This is a genomic window from Kitasatospora paranensis (genome assembly GCF_039544005.1).
Lineage (GTDB): Bacteria > Actinomycetota > Actinomycetes > Streptomycetales > Streptomycetaceae > Kitasatospora > Kitasatospora paranensis.
The window spans coordinates 2,383,139-2,401,659 of sequence record NZ_BAABKV010000001.1 but is presented as its reverse complement, the minus strand read 5'-3'; the positions used below and the strand labels follow the sequence as shown (position 1 = coordinate 2,401,659).

General features: G+C 75.5%; 9 protein-coding genes and 2 pseudogenes. 7 read left to right on the top strand and 4 right to left on the bottom strand.

Annotated elements, in window-relative coordinates; translation table 11 throughout:
- Positions 1-72 precede the first annotated feature (72 nt).
- The 4 genes and pseudogenes from ABEB13_RS11855 to ABEB13_RS11840 form a co-directional block, all read right to left on the bottom strand.
- Positions 73-1,295 (bottom strand): annotated as a pseudogene (locus ABEB13_RS11855) (beta-ketoacyl-[acyl-carrier-protein] synthase family protein).
- Positions 1,292-1,540: an acyl carrier protein gene (locus ABEB13_RS11850; RefSeq protein WP_100890808.1), complete on the bottom strand. Its 249-nt coding sequence runs from the start codon at positions 1,538-1,540 to the stop codon at positions 1,292-1,294. The pseudogene ABEB13_RS11855 and the gene ABEB13_RS11850 overlap by 4 nt, the downstream one beginning before the upstream one ends.
- Positions 1,524-2,594, bottom strand: a complete 1,071-nt coding sequence (locus tag ABEB13_RS11845; protein WP_345705482.1) for a beta-ketoacyl-ACP synthase III — start codon at positions 2,592-2,594, stop codon at positions 1,524-1,526. Before ABEB13_RS11845 ends, ABEB13_RS11850 begins: the two co-directional genes overlap by 17 nt.
- A gap of 121 nt (positions 2,595-2,715) precedes the next feature.
- A complete protein-coding gene (locus ABEB13_RS11840) occupies positions 2,716-3,522 on the bottom strand; it encodes an AfsR/SARP family transcriptional regulator (protein ID WP_345705481.1) in 807 nt (268 codons plus the stop codon).
- A 241-nt stretch (positions 3,523-3,763) separates the two neighbouring features.
- Between ABEB13_RS11840 and ABEB13_RS11835 the strand changes: the two genes are divergently transcribed.
- From ABEB13_RS11835 to ABEB13_RS11805, 7 genes and pseudogenes are all read left to right on the top strand, one after another.
- Positions 3,764-4,627, top strand: a complete 864-nt coding sequence (locus ABEB13_RS11835; RefSeq protein WP_345705480.1) for a DUF5829 family protein — start codon at positions 3,764-3,766, stop codon at positions 4,625-4,627.
- 124 nt (positions 4,628-4,751) lie between these two features.
- Positions 4,752-7,877: pseudogene (locus ABEB13_RS11830) on the top strand (amino acid adenylation domain-containing protein); the annotation flags it as partial.
- Between the two features lie 68 nt (positions 7,878-7,945).
- Positions 7,946-9,850 (top strand): amino acid adenylation domain-containing protein, encoded by a 1,905-nt coding sequence (locus tag ABEB13_RS11825; protein ID WP_345709636.1) that lies wholly within the window; start codon positions 7,946-7,948, stop codon positions 9,848-9,850.
- Entirely contained in the window at positions 9,847-11,628 is a 1,782-nt protein-coding gene (locus ABEB13_RS11820; protein ID WP_345705479.1) for a condensation domain-containing protein, read from the top strand. The genes ABEB13_RS11825 and ABEB13_RS11820 overlap by 4 nt, the downstream gene beginning before the upstream one ends.
- 106 nt (positions 11,629-11,734) lie before the next feature.
- On the top strand, positions 11,735-14,017 hold the full coding sequence (locus tag ABEB13_RS11815; RefSeq protein ID WP_345705478.1) for a MupA/Atu3671 family FMN-dependent luciferase-like monooxygenase: 2,283 nt from the start codon (positions 11,735-11,737) through the stop codon (positions 14,015-14,017).
- Entirely contained in the window at positions 13,975-14,283 is a 309-nt protein-coding gene (locus tag ABEB13_RS11810) for a phosphopantetheine-binding protein (RefSeq protein ID WP_345705477.1), read from the top strand. The genes ABEB13_RS11815 and ABEB13_RS11810 overlap by 43 nt, the downstream gene beginning before the upstream one ends.
- Positions 14,283-18,521, top strand: a complete 4,239-nt coding sequence (locus ABEB13_RS11805) for a type I polyketide synthase (RefSeq protein ID WP_345705476.1) — start codon at positions 14,283-14,285, stop codon at positions 18,519-18,521. Before ABEB13_RS11810 ends, ABEB13_RS11805 begins: the two co-directional genes overlap by 1 nt.

Here is an 18,521-nt window from a genome sequence, read left to right as displayed (position 1 = left end):
CGTTGTCGGGGCGGTCATCGGGGGCCGGCGGCACCGGGGCGCGCCTGGGACACGCCCGGGGCTGCCGGGCGGCTACGCGCGGCCGACGACCAGGACGGCGTTCTGGCCGCCGAAGCCGAAGGAGTTGCTCACCGCGATCTCGATCCGCTGCTCACGGGGAGCCTTGGCGACCAGGTCCAGGTCGATCTCCGGGTCCGGCACCTCCAGGTTGGCGGTCGGCGGGGCGGTCGCCCGCTGCACGCTGAGCACGGTCAGGGCCGCCTCGATCGCGCCGGCCGCGCCGAGGAGTGCCCGAGCACACCCTTGACCGAGGTCACCGAGGCTCCCGGGCCGATCACCCGGCCGAGCAGCCGGGCCTCCGCCGCGTCGTTGAGAGGGGTGGACGTCCCGTGCGCGTTGACGTGGCCGACGTCGCCGGGCGCGACACCCGCGTCGGCCAGCGCCGCCGTCAGCGCCCGGCCCTGGCCGACGCCCTGCGGATCGGGTGCCGTCATGTGGTGGGCGTCGGCCGAGGCGCCGAAGCCGAGCAGCCGGGCCCGGACCCGGGCCCCGCGCGCCCGGGCGTCGGCCTCCCGTTCCAGGACGAGGACGCCGCTGCCCTCGCCGATCACGAAGCCGTCCCGGTCCGGGCTGAACGGCCGGGACGCGGCCCGCGGTTCGTCCGTCCGCCGGGAGAGCGCACCCATCTGCGCGAAGCCGGTGACGATCAGCGGGCTGACCCCGGCCTCGCTGCCGCCGGCGATCACCACGTCGCAGCTGCCGTCGCGCAGCAGGCCCATCGCGACGCCGATCGCGGTCGAGCCGGACGCGCAGGCGGTGGCCGTGACCAGGTTGGGCCCGGTCACCCTGAACTCCATCGCGAGGTGGCCGGCCACCATGTTCGGCACCAGCATCGGGATCAGCAGCGCGGACACCGCGTGCGGGCCGTCCTCCAGGAGGTTGCGGCTCTGCCGCTCCCAGGTGGACACGCCGCCGAGGCCGCACCCGATCACCACCCCGACCCGGGCGCCGTCCCAGGTCGCCGGGGAGAGGCCGGTGTCCCGCACGGCCTCCCGGGCCGCCGTGATCGCGAGCTGGGTGAACCGGTCGTGCACCAGGGCGCTGCGCCGTCCGACGTGCCGGGCCGGCGCGAACTCCGGGACGGTGCAGGAGATGTCGACCGGAAGGCCGGCCAGCGAAGGATCCCGCCGGGCGGTGGAGCTCCCGGCGCAGACGCCCTCCCAGGTGGCCCGGCGGCCGATCCCGGCCGGGGTGACCAGGCCGACGCCGGTGACGGCGATCGGGACGCCGCTCATGACGCCGACGCGGCGGCGACCTGCTCCTCGATCGCCTCGGCGGCCCGCCCGATGGTGTCCCGCGGGGTCGCGGTGTCGTCACCGATCGCGACGCCGAGCTCCTTCTGCACGACGATCAGCAGCTCGACGAGGAACAGCGAGTCCATCTCCAGGTCCTCGAAGGTGACGTCGGGACGGATCTCCGCGCGCTCCACCTGGAAGTGCTCGACCATCAGGTCGGCGAGGGTGTCATACATGGTGGCCATCGGTGGCTCCTTCGGGTCGGGTGTTCGGTGCGGGGCACGGGTGGACGGGCTCCCGGTCCGTGGCGGGCCGGGGCCAGGTGAGGACGGCGGAGCCCCAGGTGAGGCCGCCGCCGAAGGCGGTGAGCAGGACGCGGTCGCCGGGGCGCAGCAGCCCGGCCGCGGCGGCGTCGTCGAGCGCGAGCGGGATCGACGCCGCGGAGGTGTTCCCGACCTCGGCGATGTTGCCGATCCCGCGCTCGCGCGGGATCCCGAGATCGTCGGCGAGCCGGTCGAGGATCCGGCGGTTGGCCTGGTGGCCGACCAGCCAGCGGACGTCCGAGGTCCGCCAGCCGGCGCGCGCCAGCACACGGGCGGAGGACTGCGACATCCGCAGCACCGCGTGCCGGAAGACCTCCTTGCCGGCCATGGAGAAGTAGCCGTCGCCGCGCTCCGGCGGGCGCTCGGACAGGCGCTGCGCCGAACCGCCGCCGCGGACGGTGATCAGGTCGTAGCCGTCCCCGTCGCTGCCGAGGTCGAAGGGCCCGAGCGCGCCGGGTTCGTCCGGCCGACCGGCCCGCAGCACGGCCGCGCCGGCGCCGTCGCCGAAGATCACCGAGGTGGAGCGGTCCGCCGGGTCGAGGATGCCGGAGAAGGTGTCGGCGCCGATGACCAGGACCCGGTCGGCCGTCCCGGTGGCGATCAGCCCGGCCGCGGTCGCCAGGGCGTACACGAAGCCGGTGCAGACCGCCGCCACGTCGTAGGCGGCGGCGCCGGCCAGGCCGAGCCGGGCGGCGACCAGCGGCGCGGTGGCGGGCAGCACCCGGTCGGGGGTCGCGGTCGCGACCACGACGGCGTCCACGGCGCTCCCGCCGGCGTCCTTCAGGGCGCGCTGCCCCGCGCCGACCGCGAGGTCGGAGGTGGCGGTGCCGGGCTCCGCCCAGTACCGCGCGCCGATGCCGGTACGCGAGCGGATCCACTCGTCCGAGGTGTCCAGCAGGGCGGCGAGGTCGTCGTTGCCCACTCTCCGGCCGGGCAGGCAGCTGCCCGTGCCGCACAGGACGGCCGCGCGGGTCACCGGGGGCCGCCGCGGTGACGGTCCGCCGGTCGGCGGTCGGGGGTCGGTGCCATGGCCGTGCACTCCTTCGACGGGGACGGGGACGGGGACGGAACGGGTGGGGCGGGCCGGCACACCGGGCTCAACCGGCCGCGGCGACCGGGACGGGCACACCGGGACGCCCCTGCGTCAGGGCCGGGTCCTGGGTGAGGATCTCCAGGTACCGCCGCTGCAGGTCCGCCCCGGGCGTCAGGCCGAGCTCCGCGTCGAGCCGGCGGCGCGTGCGGTGGTACAGCGTCAGCGCCTCGCTCTGCCGGCCGGACCGGTAGAGCGCCACCATCAGCAGCTCGCACAGCCGCTCGTGGGTCGGCCGGTCCACCACCAGCGGGTGCAGCTCGGCGACCGCCTGCCGGACGTCGCCGACCGTGAGCAGCGCCTCCGCCAGGTCCTCCCGGGCCGCCAGCCTCCGCTCGTCGAACAGCGCCGCGGCGGCCGCGCAGCGCAGCCCGTCCCCGGCGTCGAACAGGGCCGGCCCCCGCCACAGCCGCAGACCGGCCCGGAGCAGCGCCAGGGCCCGCTCCGGATCGCCGGACCGCTGCGCCGCCGACCCCTGGGCACAGAGGTCCAGGAAGCGGGTGCCGTCCACCCGGTCACGGGGCAGGTCGAGCAGGTAGCCGTGCTGCACGGACCGCAGGACACTGCCGTCCCCGCGCTCGCACGGCGGCCCCTCCAGCACGTGGCGCACCCGGGTCACGGTCGCCTGGAGGGCGTTGCGCAGCCGGACCGGAGGCCGGTCCGACCACAGCTCCTCGGCCAGCGCCCGGTGCGGGACGACCCGGCCGACATTCAATGCGAGAACGGCGAGAAGAGTACGGACCTTCTGCGCGGGAATTGTCTGCTCGAAGCCTTCCGGGCCGGCCGAAACGGCACCCAGGATGTTGATCTGCACAGCGCCCCCGAATCCAGGTCGAACGGACCGGAAATCGATGCTCACCGCGATTCCCGGCAATGTCAAGGCCGGAACTGCCGGTACAGGGTCGGACCCCGGGGGTGGACCCAGGGTGCCCAGGGATTCCCCGGTGTTTCGAACCCGGGGCCGATGCAAGACTTCGTGGCGCCGGAAGGCCCGGCCGTCCGGCGCGGAACACCGCGGGCGGCGGCGGGCCGCCGAATCGAGATCGGAGTGGCCCATGACGAGCGGACGGGAACCCGGCGGGCTGCGGCCGCGGCCGCGCATCGACCACGTGATGGTCCTGGTGGACGAGCGCGTGCTGCTGGAGGCCGCCTCGAACCCGCTGGTCGAGGAGCGCCTCGGACGGGTCCGGCGCAAGGTCGCCGACAGCTCGGTGGCCGGGTCCTACAGCACGCTCGGCGTGGCCGGCCACCACACCCTGGTCGAGTTGTTCGGCGCCGCGCTGCCCGCCGAGTCGCCGCTCACCGGAGGCCTGGTGCTGTCCTTCGAGGAGCCCGGCTCCTCCCGGGCCGCCCACGCCCTGCTGGACGCGGCCGGGGTCCGCCACCAGCACCGGCCGGTCACCCGCGCCGACGAGGCCACCGGCCTGCAGCAGCCCTGGTACCAGCTGATCAACGCCGATCTCGGGGAGGGCAGCCGCCTGCTGCTGTTCCTCAACGAGGTCCACCCCGCCTACTTCGCCTCGCTCGGCGCCGTCCCCGCACCCGACGGCTCGCTCGGTCGCGGCGCCTACCTGGACGCCGTGCTCGGCGGCCCGGCCGGCGAGCGGCGGCTGCTGCGCGACATCACCGGCGTCACCCTGGCGGTGACCGCCGAACGGGCCCGCCGGCTCGCCGCCGTGCTGGGCGTGCTCGGGTACGAACTCCTCACCGGGGGTGCGGCGCCCGTGCTGCGCGGCGAGGACTTCGACATCGTTCTCGACATTCACGAGAACGCGCGGGAGCGGGTCGAGGAAATCCGGCTCGAACTCACCCGTGATATTCCGGACGACCTTCCGGACGTCATCCCGTTCGGGCCTTCGTCGCGATTGGTGTTCGATCGCCCGGGCGGCGCCCGCTGGATTTTCGACGAATCCGTCTGAATTCCGCCGGAACTGCATCGGGGGCGGAGCCCGGCGGTCCATTTCCCGCGCCTGAACCGGCGCGGTCCGGACAGAACCGGCATACCGGCAGAAGCCGAGAACAATACAGGGGGAACTCGCACAGATGGCAGAGCAGACTCCACTTCTCCTCGACGCGTTCGACCGCCGGGTCGAGGCCGACCCGGACGCCGTCGCGGTCGAGTTCGGTGACCGGCGGCTCTCCTACCGCGAGCTCGCCGACCGCGCCGACGCACTGGCCGGCGAACTGATCCGGCAGGGCGTCGCCCGGCACGGGCCGGTCGGCATCGGCACCCGCCCCTCCCCGGAACTCCCGATCGCCGTCCTCGCCGTGCTGCGGGCCGGCGCCGCCTGGCTGCCGCTCGACCCGGCCTACCCCGCCGAACGGCTCCGCTACACGGCCGCCGACGCCGGAGTCCGCCTGCTCATCGGCGACGCCGGACTCCCCGACGCCCCGCCCGTCCCCGGCCTGCCGGTGCTCGACCCCGCCGCGCCCGCCGGACCGCCGCCGGCCGGCGGACGGCCCGCCATCGCGCCCGGGCACCGCGCCTACGTCATCTACACCTCCGGATCGACCGGCCGGCCCAAGGGCGTCGCCGTCAACCACCGGGGCCTGGCCAACCTGGCGCACGCCCAGGCCGCCGTGTTCGGCGTCCTGCCCCGGCACCGCGTCCTGCAGTTCGCGCCGACCAGCTTCGACGCCTCGGTGTTCGAGACGGTCATGGCACTGGCCGCCGGGGCCACCCTCGTCCTCGCCCCCCGCGACACCATCGCCCCCGGCCCCGGCCTCGCCGACTTCCTCCGGGCACGCCGGATCAGCCACCTCACCCTGCCGCCGTCCGTGCTCGCCACCCTGCCCCCCGCCGACCTGCCCGACCTCGAAGTGCTGGTCTGCGCCGGCGAGGCGCTGCCCGAGCACCTCGTGGACCAGTGGCTGCCCGGCCGCCGGATGTTCAACGCGTACGGCCCCACCGAGACCACCGTCTGGGCCACCACCGCCGAACTCCTGCCGGGCGGCGGCAAACCGTCCATCGGCCTGGACATCCCCGGCGCCCGCACCGCCGTCGTCGACGAGCGGCTGCGCCCCGTACCGGACGGCACCCCCGGCGAACTCCTCGTCGGCGGCGCCGGCGTCGCCGACGGCTACCTCGGCAGGCCGGCGCTCACCGCCGAACGCTTCGTCCCCGACCCCGACGCGGCCGACCCCGGCGCGCGCCGCTACCGCACCGGCGACCTCGTGGTCCGCCGGCCCGACGGCGCCCTGGAGTTCCTCGGCCGCATCGACCACCAGGTGAAGATCCGCGGCTTCCGCATCGAACCGGACGAGATCGCCCGGCGCCTGGCCGAGCACCCCGCCGTGACCGACGCCGTCGTGGTCGCCCGGGACGAGGGCGCCGGCCCGCACCTCGTCGGCTTCGCCACCGGCGAGCGCCTCGACGCCGAGCAGCTGCGCGCGCACCTCGCCGCCACCCTGCCCGCGCACATGGTCCCCGGCACCGTCGTCGTCCTCGACCGGATGCCGCTCACCCCCGGCGGCAAGGTCGACCGGGCCGCACTGCCCGCCCCCGCCCGGGCCGCCCGCGCGGCCGCCGACGGCCCGCACACCGCCACCGAACGCGCCCTGGCCGCCATCCTGGCCGACCTGCTCGCACTCGACGGCATCGGCCGCGACGAGGACTTCTTCGTCCTCGGCGGCCACTCCCTGCTGGCCGGCCGGCTCGCCGCCCGCGTCCGCTCCGAACTCCACCGCGAACTGCCGCTGCGCCGCATCCACGAGGCCAGGACGCTCGCCGCGATGGCCGCCTTCCTCGACTCGCCGGACGCGGCACCCACCGTCCCGCCGATCACCGCCGCCGCGCCCGCCGACGGCGCCTCGGCGCCGCTCTCCTTCCCGCAGGAGCGGATCTGGTACCTGGAGGCGCTCGCCCCCGGGAACCTCGCCTACAACGCGCAGGCCACCGTCCGGCTGCGCGGACGGCTGGACCGTGCCGCGCTCAACGCCGTGCTCACCGAGATCGTGCGCCGGCACGAGGTCTTCCGGACGGCCTTCCGCGCCGTCGACGGCAGTCCGCGGCAGTTCCCGCAGCCGCCCGAGGCCGTGGACCTGCCCTACCACGACCTGCGTGCCGTCCCCGCCGACCGTCGCGAGGAAGCCGCCGAGGCCGTCGTCCGCCGGATCGTCGACGCACCCTTCGACCTCGCCGAACCACCCCTGGTGCGCTGGGCGCTGATCCGGCACGCCGACGACGACCACACCCTCGTCCACGTCGAGCACCACCTCGTCCACGACGGCTGGTCGTACGCCCTCTTCCTGCACGAACTCCAGGCCCTCTACCCGGCGTTCGCCGAAGGACGGCCCTCCCCGCTGCCCGCGCCGCCGATCGGCTGCACCGACTTCGCCCGCTGGCAGCGCGACTGGCTGCAGGGGCCCGTCCTGGACGACCACCTCGCGCACTGGCGGGCCGAACTCGCCGGTGTCCCGGCCGCGCTGGAACTCCCCACCGACCACCCGCGACCCGCCGACCAGAGCTTCGCCGGCGGCGCCGTCCGCGCCGACCTGCCCGCCGAGCTCGCCCGGCGGCTGCGCAGCCGCTGCCGCGAACGCGGCATCACCCTGTACACCGCCATGCTCAGCGGCTTCGCCGTCCTGATGTCCCGCTACAGCGGGCAGCACGACCTGGTGATCGGCAGCGGCATGGCCAACCGCCGGCTCGCCGAGATCGAGCAGATGATGGGCATGGTGGTCAACACGGTGCCGCTGCGCGTCGACCTCTCCGGCCGGCCCGGTTTCGACGAACTCACCGACCGGGTGCACGCCACCACCGGCCGCGCCCAGCAGTGGCAGGACACCCCGCTCGACCGGCTCGTGGAAGCCCTCGACCTGCCCCGCGACCCCGCCCGGAACCCGCTGTTCCAGGTGATGTTCAGCTTCCACGACTCGCAGCTGCCCGACCTCGCGTTCGCCGGCCTGCAGGGCACCGTCTTGGAGCGCCACAACGGCTCCGCCAAGACCGACCTCAACGTGGTCGTCCTGCCGCGCGCCGAGCAGCGCGCCGGCCACGGCGTCGCCGACGACGACGCGCCGATCACCCTGATCTGGGAGTACGCCTCCGACCTCTACGAGCCCGAGACCGCCCGCCGCATGGTCGACCACTACCTGACGGTGCTCGCCGCGGCCCTCGACGACCCCGTACTGCCCGTCGGACGGCTCCGGCTGCTCACCCCGCGGGAGAGCGACGCGATCACCGCCCGGGCCGCCGGAGCGGTCACCCCTTCCCCCGGGACGCCACCGTCCCCGGCCTGTTCGCCGCCCAGGCCGCCCGGTGGCCCGCGAAGACCGCCCTGGTCCACGGCCCGCGGACGGTCAGCTACGCCGAACTGGACGCCGCCTCCGACCGCCTCGCCGGCCTGCTGCGGGCCGCCGGCGTCCGCCGCGACACCCCCGTCGGCGTCCTGCTGGAACGCGGCGCCGACATGGTCACGGCCCTGCTCGCCGTTCTCAAGGCCGGCGGCGGCTACGTCCCGCTGGACCCGGGCTACCCGCGCGAACGGCTCGCCGCCATGGTCGCCGACGCCGCCGTGCCCGTCGTCCTGACCCGGACGGGCCTCGAAGGCCTGCTGCCGTACGGCGCCGCCCGGACCGTCCTGCTGGACGTCCCCGCGCCCGACACCGCGCCCGACACCGCGGCCGTGCCGGCCGCCGTCCGGGACCCCGCCGACGGCCCCGTGCCCGGCAGCCTCGCCTACGTCCTCTTCACCTCAGGTTCCACCGGCCGGCCCAAGGGCGTCATGGTCGAACACGCCTCCGTGCTGCGCCTCGTCCGCGACACCGACTACGTCGCCTTCGGGCCGGACGAGTGCTTCGCGCAGATCGCCGACGCCTCCTTCGACGCGCTCACCTTCGAGGTCTGGGGCGCGCTGCTGCACGGCGGGACGCTCTGCATCGTCGACACCCCCGACCTCCTCACCCCCGGCGGGCTCGGCCGGGCACTGCGCCGCCACGGCGTCACCAGCATGTTCATCACCTCCGCGCTGTTCACCGAGATCATGGGCTCGCACCCGGACACCTTCGACGGCCTGACCCACCTGCTGGTCGGCGGCGACGTCCTCAACCCGAGCCGGATCCGCGCGCTCCTGGACCGCCCCGCCGGGCAGCGCCCGGCCCGGCTCGTCAACGGCTACGGCCCGACCGAGACCACCACCTTCGCGCTCTGCCACCCGATCGACGCGCTGCCCGCCGGCGCGGTCTCCGTCCCCATCGGCCGCCCCATCGCCAACACCACCGCCCACGTGCTCGACACCGGCCTGCGGCCCGTCCCCGACGGCGTGCCGGGGGAGCTGTACCTCGGCGGGCCCGGCGTCGCCCGCGGCTACACGGCGCGCGCCGCGCTCACCGCCGAACGCTTCCTGCCCGACCCGTTCGCCGGCGGCGGCGCACGGATGTACCGCACCGGGGACATCGTGCGCCACCGCCCCGACGGCACCGTCGAGTTCCTCGGCCGGGCCGACAATCAGGTGAAGATCCGCGGCTTCCGGATCGAGCCCGGCGAGGTCGAGGCGGCCCTCGCCGCGCACCCCGCGGTCGCCCAGACCGCCGTGGTGGTGGACGAGGCACCGGCCGGCCGGCGGCTCGTCGCCTACGTCGTGCCCACCGCTGCCGGCCTGCGGATCGAGGAGCTGCGCGACACCCTGGCCGCCGCCCTGCCGCCCTACCTGATGCCCGCCGCCTATGTGCGGCTCCCGGCGATGCCGCTCACCGCGAGCGGCAAGGTCGACCGGTCGGCGCTGCCGCCCGTCCGGGACGAGGACCTGCCGTCCGCAGGCCGCGTCGAGCCGCGCACGGCGACGGAGCGCGCCGTCGCCGCCCTGGTCGCCGACCTGCTCGGGCTGGCCGCCGTCGGAGCCACCGACGACTTCTTCGCCCTCGGCGGGAACTCGCTGCTGGCCATGCGCACGGTCGCCAGGATCAACGAGACCCACCGCACCGACGTCCAGCTCCGACGCTTCCTGCAGACCCCGACGGTGGCCCGGCTGGCCGCCGACATCGACGCCACGGCGGGCCCGGCCGACCGCGACACCGGGGCCGCCCCGCACCCCACCGGGGCCGGACGCGACGAGGCCCTGCTGGACCGTCTCGACGAACTGACCGACGACGAGGTCGACGCCCTGCTGCGCGACCTGGCCGAGAACGAGGTTGACCGATGACCGACGCCACCACCGGCAGCGCCGCCACCGGCGCCACCTCCGACGAGCGGCGGGCCCTGCTGGCCGCACGGCTGCGCCGGCGGATCGCGGAGCAGCACCACCCGCTCTCCTACCCGCAGCAGCGCCTCTGGTTCCTCGACCAGCTGGACCCGGCCAATCCGGTCTACGTCGTCCCGCTCGTCCACCGGATCAGCGGCCCGCTGGACGTCGACGCCCTCCGTCACGCCCTCACCGCGGTCGTCCGCCGCCACCAGGTGCTGCGCACCGTCTTCCGCCCGGTCGACGGCGCGCCCCGGCAGTTCGTGCGGCCGGCCGGCCCGGTGCCCGTCCCGGTCGTCGACCTCACCGACCACCCCGACCCGCACGCCGAGGCGGAGCGGCTGGCCGCGGAGGAGGCCAGGCGGCCGTTCCGGCTGGACGAGGACCTGATGGTCCGGCCGCTGCTGCTGCGCCTGGCACCCACCGAGCACCGGCTGTGCCTGAGCCTGCACCACATCGCCTGCGACGGCTGGTCGCTGGGGCTCCTCGCCGACGAACTCTCCACGTTCTACCGGTCGTTCCTCGACGGCACCGAACCCGGCCTGCCCGCCCTCGACATCCAGTACGCGGCCTTCGCCGAACAGCAGCTGGCCCGGCTGACGGGCGAGCCCCTCATGGAGATGCTCGACCACTGGCGCCGCCGGCTGGCAGGCGCCCCGGCGCTGGCGACCCTGCCCACCGACCACCCCCGCCCGCCCACCCAGAGCCACGCCGGAGCCCACCTCGACTTCACCGTCGACCCGCAGGCCGCCGACCGGGTCGGCGCGCTGGCCCGGGAGTGCGGGGCCACCCCGTTCGCGGTCCTGCTGGCCGCCTTCGCCGCCCTCGTGCACGCCTGCACCGGCGCGGCGGAGGCCGTCGTCGGATCCCCGGTGGCGGGCCGCACCCGGGCCGAACTCCAGCACCTCGTCGGCTTCTTCGCCAACACCGTCGTGCAGCGCGTCGACGTCTCCGGCAACCCGACCTTCCGCACCCTGGTGGAACGGGCCCGGGACGAGAGCCGGGCCGCCGTCGCCCACCAGGAACTGCCCTTCGAGAAGCTGGTCGAGGAACTCAACCCGGCCCGCGACCCGGCGTACAACCCGCTGTTCCAGCTGATGCTGAGCTACCACGAGGGGGAGTCGGACGCCCTGGCGCTGCCCGGCTGCGAAGTCCGGATGGTGCCCGGCGACACGGCCACCGCCAAGTTCGACCTCACGCTGGGCCTCACCCGCGCCGGCGAGCGGCTGACCGGCCGGCTGGAGTACAGCACCGACCTGTTCGACGACGGGACGGCGCAGGCCCTCGGCGAGCAGTTCCGCACCGTCCTGGGCGCCGCCGTCGCCGAGCCCGACACCCCGATCGGCCGGCTGCCGGTGCTCCCGCCCGGGGAACTGCACCGCATCCTCGCCGACTGGAACCCGGCACCGTCCGAGGCGCCCGGGCGCCTCGTCCACGAGCTCATCGCCGACCGGGCCGCCCGAACCCCCGACGCGCCGGCGCTGGTGGCCGCCGGCGACAGCCCCGAGGACGCCATCGACTACCGCGAACTCGACCGCCGCGCCGAGGAACTGGCCGTCCGGCTGCGCGCCCACGGCGTGCGGCCCGACGTCACCGTCGGGCTCTACCTCGACCGGTCGCCCGACCTGGTCGTCGCGCTGCTCGCCGTCCTCAAGGCGGGCGGCGCCTACCTCCCCTGGACCCGGGATACCCCGCCGAGCGCCTGGCGTTCATGGTGGCGGACTCCGGCACCCGGGTGATCCTCACCCGCGGCCCGCTGGCCCGCCGGCTGGCCGACTCCCCGGCGACCGTCCTGCGGCTCGACCGCCCCGACGAGCGGCCGCCGGAGCCCCCGCCGGCCCGCCGGTGCCGCAGAACCCCGACCACCTCGCCTACGTCATCTACACCTCGGGCTCGACCGGCCGGCCCAAGGGCGTCATGCTCTCGCACCGCAACGTCCAGACCTTCTTCGGCGGCATCGACCGGCTGCTCGCCGGGGACGAACCCGCCGGCTGGCTGGCCGTCACCAGCATGTCCTTCGACATCTCCGTCCTGGAACTGCTCTGGACACTGGCCCGCGGACACCGCGTGGTGCTCCGCGGCGACGAGCCGACGGCCGACACCTCCCGGGCCGGTTCCGCCGCCGTCACCGCCGCCGTGCAGGCCCGGCCCGTCGAACTCAGCCTGTTCTACTTCGGCGGCGACCGCGGCGGCAGCGCCGACGACGCCTACCGACTGCTGATGGACGGCGCCCGGTTCGCCGACCGCAACGGGTTCCGGGCGGTGTGGACGCCCGAGCGGCACTTCCACGAGTTCGGCGGCCTCTACCCCAACCCGTCGGTCACCGCCGCGGCCGTCGCCGCCGTCACCGAACGGGTCGCCGTCCGCGCCGGCAGCGTCGTGCTGCCGCTGCACGACCCGCTGCGGGTCGCCGAGGAGTGGTCCGTCGTGGACAACATCTCCGGCGGCCGGGTCGGCCTCTCCGTCGCCTCGGGCTGGCAACCGGACGACTTCGTGCTCGCACCGGAGCGCTACCAGGACCGTAAGAAGATCATGACGGCCGCCCTGGAGGAGCTCCGCCGGCTCTGGCGCGGCGACACCGTCCGCCGGGTCAACGGTGCCGGGGCCGAGACCGACGTCCGGATCTTCCCCGCGCCCGTCCAGGACGAACTGCCGGTCTGGATCACCAGCGCCCGCAGCCCGGAGACCTTCCAGCTCGCCGGCGAGGCCGGCGCCGGCCTGCTCACCCACCTGCTCGGCCACAGCGCCGACCAGCTCGCCCACAAGATCGACCTCTACCGGCAGGCCTGGCGCGCGGCCGGCCACCCCGGCGAGGGCCACGTCACCCTGATGCTGCACACCTTCGTCGGCACCGACCGCGACGCCGTCCGGGAGACCGTCCGCGCCCCGCTGTGCGCCTACATCAAGTCCTCCGTCGACCTGCTCGCCGGACTCGGACAGGCCGCCGGCCGCGAACTCGACCTGCGCACCCTCCCCGAGGACGAACTCGACCAGCTGGTCGCCCGCGCCTTCGACCGGTTCTTCGACACCTCCGCCCTGCTCGGCACCCCCGAGGACTGCGCCGACCAGCTCGACCGGATGAAGGCCGTCGGCGTCGACGAGGTCGCCTGCCTGATCGACTTCGGCGTCCCGCACGGCCAGGTCCTCGATGCCCTCCCGCGGCTCGCCGAGGCCCGCGACATCGCCGAGGAACGCCGCCGCACCGCACTCGCCGACGAGCCGATGGCCCGCCAGCTCGTCCGCCACCGGGCCGCCGGCCTCCAGTGCACCCCGTCCGTGGCCGGGATCCTGCTGCGCGACGACGACTCCCGCACCGCCCTCGGCGGACTGCGCCGCCTGCTCGTCGGAGGCGAGGCCCTGCCGACCGCCACCGCCGACGCACTCGGCCGGCTGCTGCCCGGCGCCGTCCACAACATGTACGGACCCACCGAGGCCACCGTCTGGGCCACCACCGCCGTCGTCGGCGGACCGGGCCCGGTCACCATCGGCCGCCCGCTCGCAGGCGTCCGCGCCTACGTCGTCGACGCGCACCTGCGCCCCACCCCCGACCGCGTCCCCGGCGAGCTCCTCCTCGGCGGCCACGGCATCGCCCGCGGCTACCTCGGCCGCGCCGCGCTCACCGCCGAGCGCTTCGTCCCCGACCCGTTCTCCGGCGAACCCGGCGCCCGCCTCTACCGCACCGGCGACCTGGTACGCCGCCGCGCCGACGGCGACCTGGAGTTCCTGGGCCGCCTCGACCACCAGGTCAAGGTCCTCGGCCACCGCATCGAACCCGGCGAGATCGAGGCCGCGCTCGGCCGCCACCCCGCCGTCGCCGACGTCGTGGTCACCGTCCGCGGCAGCGAGGGCGAGAGCCGGCTCGTCGCCTACTGCGTGCCCGACACCGCCGGCGGGACGCCGACCCCGCCGCCCTCAAGGCCTTCGCCGCGCTCACCCTGCCCGACTACATGGTGCCCGCCGACGTCGTCCTCCTGGACGCGCTGCCCCGCACCCCCAACGGCAAGACCGACCGCGCCGCCCTCCCCGACCCGCAGAGCCGCCGCACCGTCGGCTACGAACCGCCCGCCGACGACCTCGAACGCGCCGTGGCCGAGGCCCTCGCCGACGTCCTCGGCACCGAGCGGCTAGGCGTCGAGGACAACTTCTTCGAGGCCGGCGGCAACTCCCTGCTCGCCGTGCAGGCCCGGGCCCGCCTCCGGCCCGTCCTCGGCGAGGACCTCTCGCTCGTCGACATCTTCCGCTACCCGACGGTGCGCGCCCTCGCCGCCGCGCACGGCACGGCGGCCGACCGGCCGCAGGACCGGCAGATCGAGCAGGCCCGCGCGGCCGGCGGCCGCCGCGCCGCCGCCCTGGCCCGACAGGCCCGCGCCCGGCGAGACCCCAAGGAGGCGTGATGAGCAGCACCGAGGAACTGCCCGACGGCATCGAGCCGATCGCCGTCGTCGGCATGGCCTGCCGGGTGCCCGGGGCCCGCACCCCCGACCGGTTCTGGCGCAACATGCGCGACGGCGTCGAGTCCATCACCTGGTTCGGCCGCGACGAACTCGCCGCCGCCGGCGTCGACCCGCAGTCCCTGACCGACCCGGACTACGTGCCGGCCTCCGGCCACCTGCCCGACGCCGACACCTTCGACGCCGCCTTCTTCGGCCTCAACCACCGCGAGGCCGAGACCATGGACCCGCAGCAGCGGATCTTCCTGGAGACCGCCTGGCACGCCGTCGAGGACAGCGGCCACGACCCGGCCCGCCTCGGCGGCCAGGTCGGCGTGTTCGCCGGGGCGTTCATGAACAAGTACCTGATGGCGAACCTCAACACCAACGAACGCTTCCTGCGCTCACCGATGGCCCCGGTGGCCCGGATGTTCAACGACAAGGACTTCCTCGCCACCCGCGCCGCCCACGCCATGGACCTCACCGGCCCCGCGTACACCGTCCAGACCGCGTGCTCCACCTCGCTCGTCGCCACCCACCTGGCCTGCCAGTCCCTGCTCAACTACGAGTGCGACACCGCCCTGGTCGGCGGCGTCGCGGTCAACGTCCCCCTGAAGAGCGGCTACCCGGTCGCCGACAGCGGCCTGTTCAGCGCCGACGGCCACTGCCGTCCGTTCGACGCCGCGGCCGGCGGCACCGTCCCCGGCAACGGCGCCGTCGTCCTGGTCCTGCGCCGGCTCTCCGAGGCACTCGCCGACCGCGACCACGTCTACGCCGTGATCCGCGGCTCCGCCGTCACCAACGACGGCTCGCTCAAGGCCGGCTTCGCCGCCCCCGGCGTCGACGGCCAGGCCCGCGCCATCGCCGCCGCCCTCGCCGTCGCCGGCGTCGACCCCGCCACCATCGGCTACGTCGAGGCCCACGGCACCGCCACCCGGGTCGGCGACCCCATCGAGGTCACCGCCCTCACCCAGGCCTTCCACGCGCCCGGCACCCGGCCCGGCCAGTGCGCCCTAGGGTCCGTCAAGGCCAACATCGGCCACCTGGACGCCGCCGCCGGTGTCGCCGGACTGATGCGCGCCGCCCTCGCCGTCCACCACGCGGTCATCCCGCCGACCGCCAACTTCCGCACCCCGAACCCGGAACTGCGCCTGGAACAGACGCCCTTCCACGTGCCGTCCCAGGCCGTCGACTGGCCCGGCGGCGCGGGCCCGCGCCGCGCCGGCGTCAGCTCCTTCGGCGTCGGCGGCACCAACGCCCACGTCGTCCTGGAACAGGCGCCCGACCCGGAACCCGGCCCCGGCCGGCCCCGGGCCTGGCAGCTGCTGCCGCTCTCCGCCCACAGCCGCCAGGCCCTCGACGACGCCACCCGGCGCCTCGCCGACCACCTCGCCGACACCGCCGACGACCGGCGCCTCGCCGACACCGCCTTCACCCTCCAGGACGGCCGTCGCGCCTTCCCCGTCCGCCGCTTCGCGGTGTGCACCGACCCCGCCGACGCGGTCGCCGCCCTGCGCGGCACCGACCCCGACCGGCTCACCACCCGCACCGCCCCCGCCGGCCGCCACGAGGTCGTCCTCACCTTCCCCGGCGGCGGCATGCAGCACCCCGACATGGGCCTGGACATCTACCGCTCCGAACCGGTCTTCCGCGACGAGGTCGACCGCTGCGCCGCCCTCCTCGAACCCCGGCTCGGCTACGACCTGCGCCGACTGCTCTTCCCGTCCGCGTTCACCCCGCTCGACGGCCACCGGCTGCGCGGCGGCGCCGCCACCATGGGCCGCGACCAGGGCGCCGGCGTCGTCTCCTCCCTGTTCACCGTCGAGTACGCGCTCGCCCGGCAGTTGGAGGCCTGGGGCATCCGGCCGGTCGCGATGCTCGGCCACAGCCTCGGCGAATACGTCGCCGCCTGCCTCGCCGGCGTGTTCACCCTCGACGGCGCGCTCGACATCACCCTCGCCCGCGGCGAACTCTTCGCCCGGATGGACCCCGGTCGCATGCTGGTCGTCCAACTCCCCGAGGAGCGGTTGCTGCCCCGCCTCACCGACCGGATCTCGGTCTCCGCCGTCAACGCCCCCGACCTCACCGTCGTCGCCGGACCGGACGAGGACATCGCCGCCCTGCTCACGACTTTGCGCGCCGAGGGCGTCGACTGCCGCAAGGTCGGCGTCCCCGTCGCCAGCCACTCCTGGATGGTCGAACCCCACCTCGCCGAGTTCACCGAGGCCGTCGCCCGGCTGCACCTCAGCGCGCCGCAGCGGCCGTTCGTCTCCAGTGTCACCGGCGCACCGATCACCGACGCCGAGGCCACCGACCCCGCCTACTGGGCCCGCCACCTCCGCCGGCCCGTCCGGTTCGCCGACGGCCTGCGCACCGTCCTCGACCGCCCCGGCCGCGTCCTGCTGGAGGTCGGACCGGGCCGCGCTCTCACCGCCCTCGCCGCCGCCCAGCGCCTCGCCCCGGCCCCGACCGCGATCCCCACCATGGGCCTGCCCCGCGACCCGATGCCCGACCTCGCACACCTCGTCGGCGCGGTCGGCCGGCTCTGGCAGCACGGCGTCGACATCGACTGGCAGGCGTTCCACGGCGACGCCCGCCCGCACCGCGTCCCGCTGCCCGGCTACCCCTTCCAGGGCGCCCGGTACTGGGTCGACCCCGGCGCCGCCGCCGGGCAGGCCCGGCCCGGCCCCGCCGCGACCGACGACCGGGACGACCGCACCCCGCAGCCCGAAGCCGCCGACAGCCGCACCGCGCCCCGCACCGACCGCGAACGCGAGGTCGCCCGGATCTGGTGCGACCTGCTCGGCCTGGAGCACATCGGCGTCGACGACGACTTCTTCGACCTCGGCGCGCACTCCCTGATGGTCACCCAGGCCACCCGCCAACTGCGCCGCACCGGTATCACCGGCCTGTCCGCCCGGGACGTCCTGCGGGCCCCCTCGGTCGCCGCGCTCGCCGCACTCGTCGACCGCCTCGCCCACGGCGAGCAGGCCGCGGCGCCCGCCGGCCCCGTCCTCGAGGACGAGGTCGTGCTCGACGAGGCCGTCACCGCCGCCGGCCTGCCGCCCGTCCCCGACACCCCGCCACGCACCGTGCTGCTCACCGGCGCCACCGGCTTCGTCGGTGCCTTCCTCTGCGCCGAACTGCTGGCGGGCACCGACGCCACCGTGCTCTGCCTCGTCCGCGCCGCCGGCCCCGCCGAGGGCCGGGAACGCCTCCTGGCGGCCCTCGACTCGTACGGGCTGCCGCAGCGCCACCGCGAGCGGCTCCGGATCGTCACCGGCGACCTCGCGGCACCGCTGCTCGGACTCGGCGAGGACGGCTTCGCGGCGCTCGCCGAACGCGTCGACGCCGTCTACCACTGCGGCGCCTGGGTCAACTTCGTCCGCCCCTACCGCGCCCTGAAGGCCGCCAACGTCCTCGGCACCCAGGAGATCCTCCGCCTCGCCACCACCGCCCGGCTCAAGCCCGTGCACCACGTCTCCACCCTCGCCGTCCTCGCCGGCGCGATGACCGGCGACACCGAGGTGCTCCACGAGGACGACCCGCTGCCGCCCCCGACCGGCCACGACACCGCCTACAGCCAGAGCAAGTGGGTCGCCGAAGGGCTGATCGCGCTCGCCCGCGAGCGCGGCGTCCCGGTCTCCGTCTACCGGGCCGGCGGCGTCCTCCCGGACAGCCGGAGCGGCGCCGCCAACAGCGAGGACTACATCACCAAGGTGATCCAGGGCTGCGTCCAGCTCGGCCTCGCCCCGGCCCGGCAGTACCTGCTGTCCGTCGGCACCGTCGACCACGTCGCCCGCCAGATCGTCGAACTGTCCGGCAACCCCAAGGCCCTCGGCCGCACCTTCCACACCATCGACCCGCGGCCGCTCGCCTGGAACGACATCTTCGACCGGATCCGCGACTTCGGCCTCGACGTGCGCAGCGTCCCCTTCGAGGAGTGGCGCACCGCCCTCGTCGACCGGGTCGACCGGGACGGCGACGACAGCGCCCTCGCCCCGCTCATGGCGATGATCGGCGAAACCGCCGACCGCCGGATGCCGGACACGGACAGCCGCAACGTCCTCGACCTCACCGATCCGCGCACCGCCGCGGCCCCCGCCCTGGACGCCGCCTACTTCGACCGGATGCTCGCCTTCTTCGTCCGCCGCAGCCTGCTCCCCGCACCCGAGCACCCCACCACCCCTACGGAGAACTGA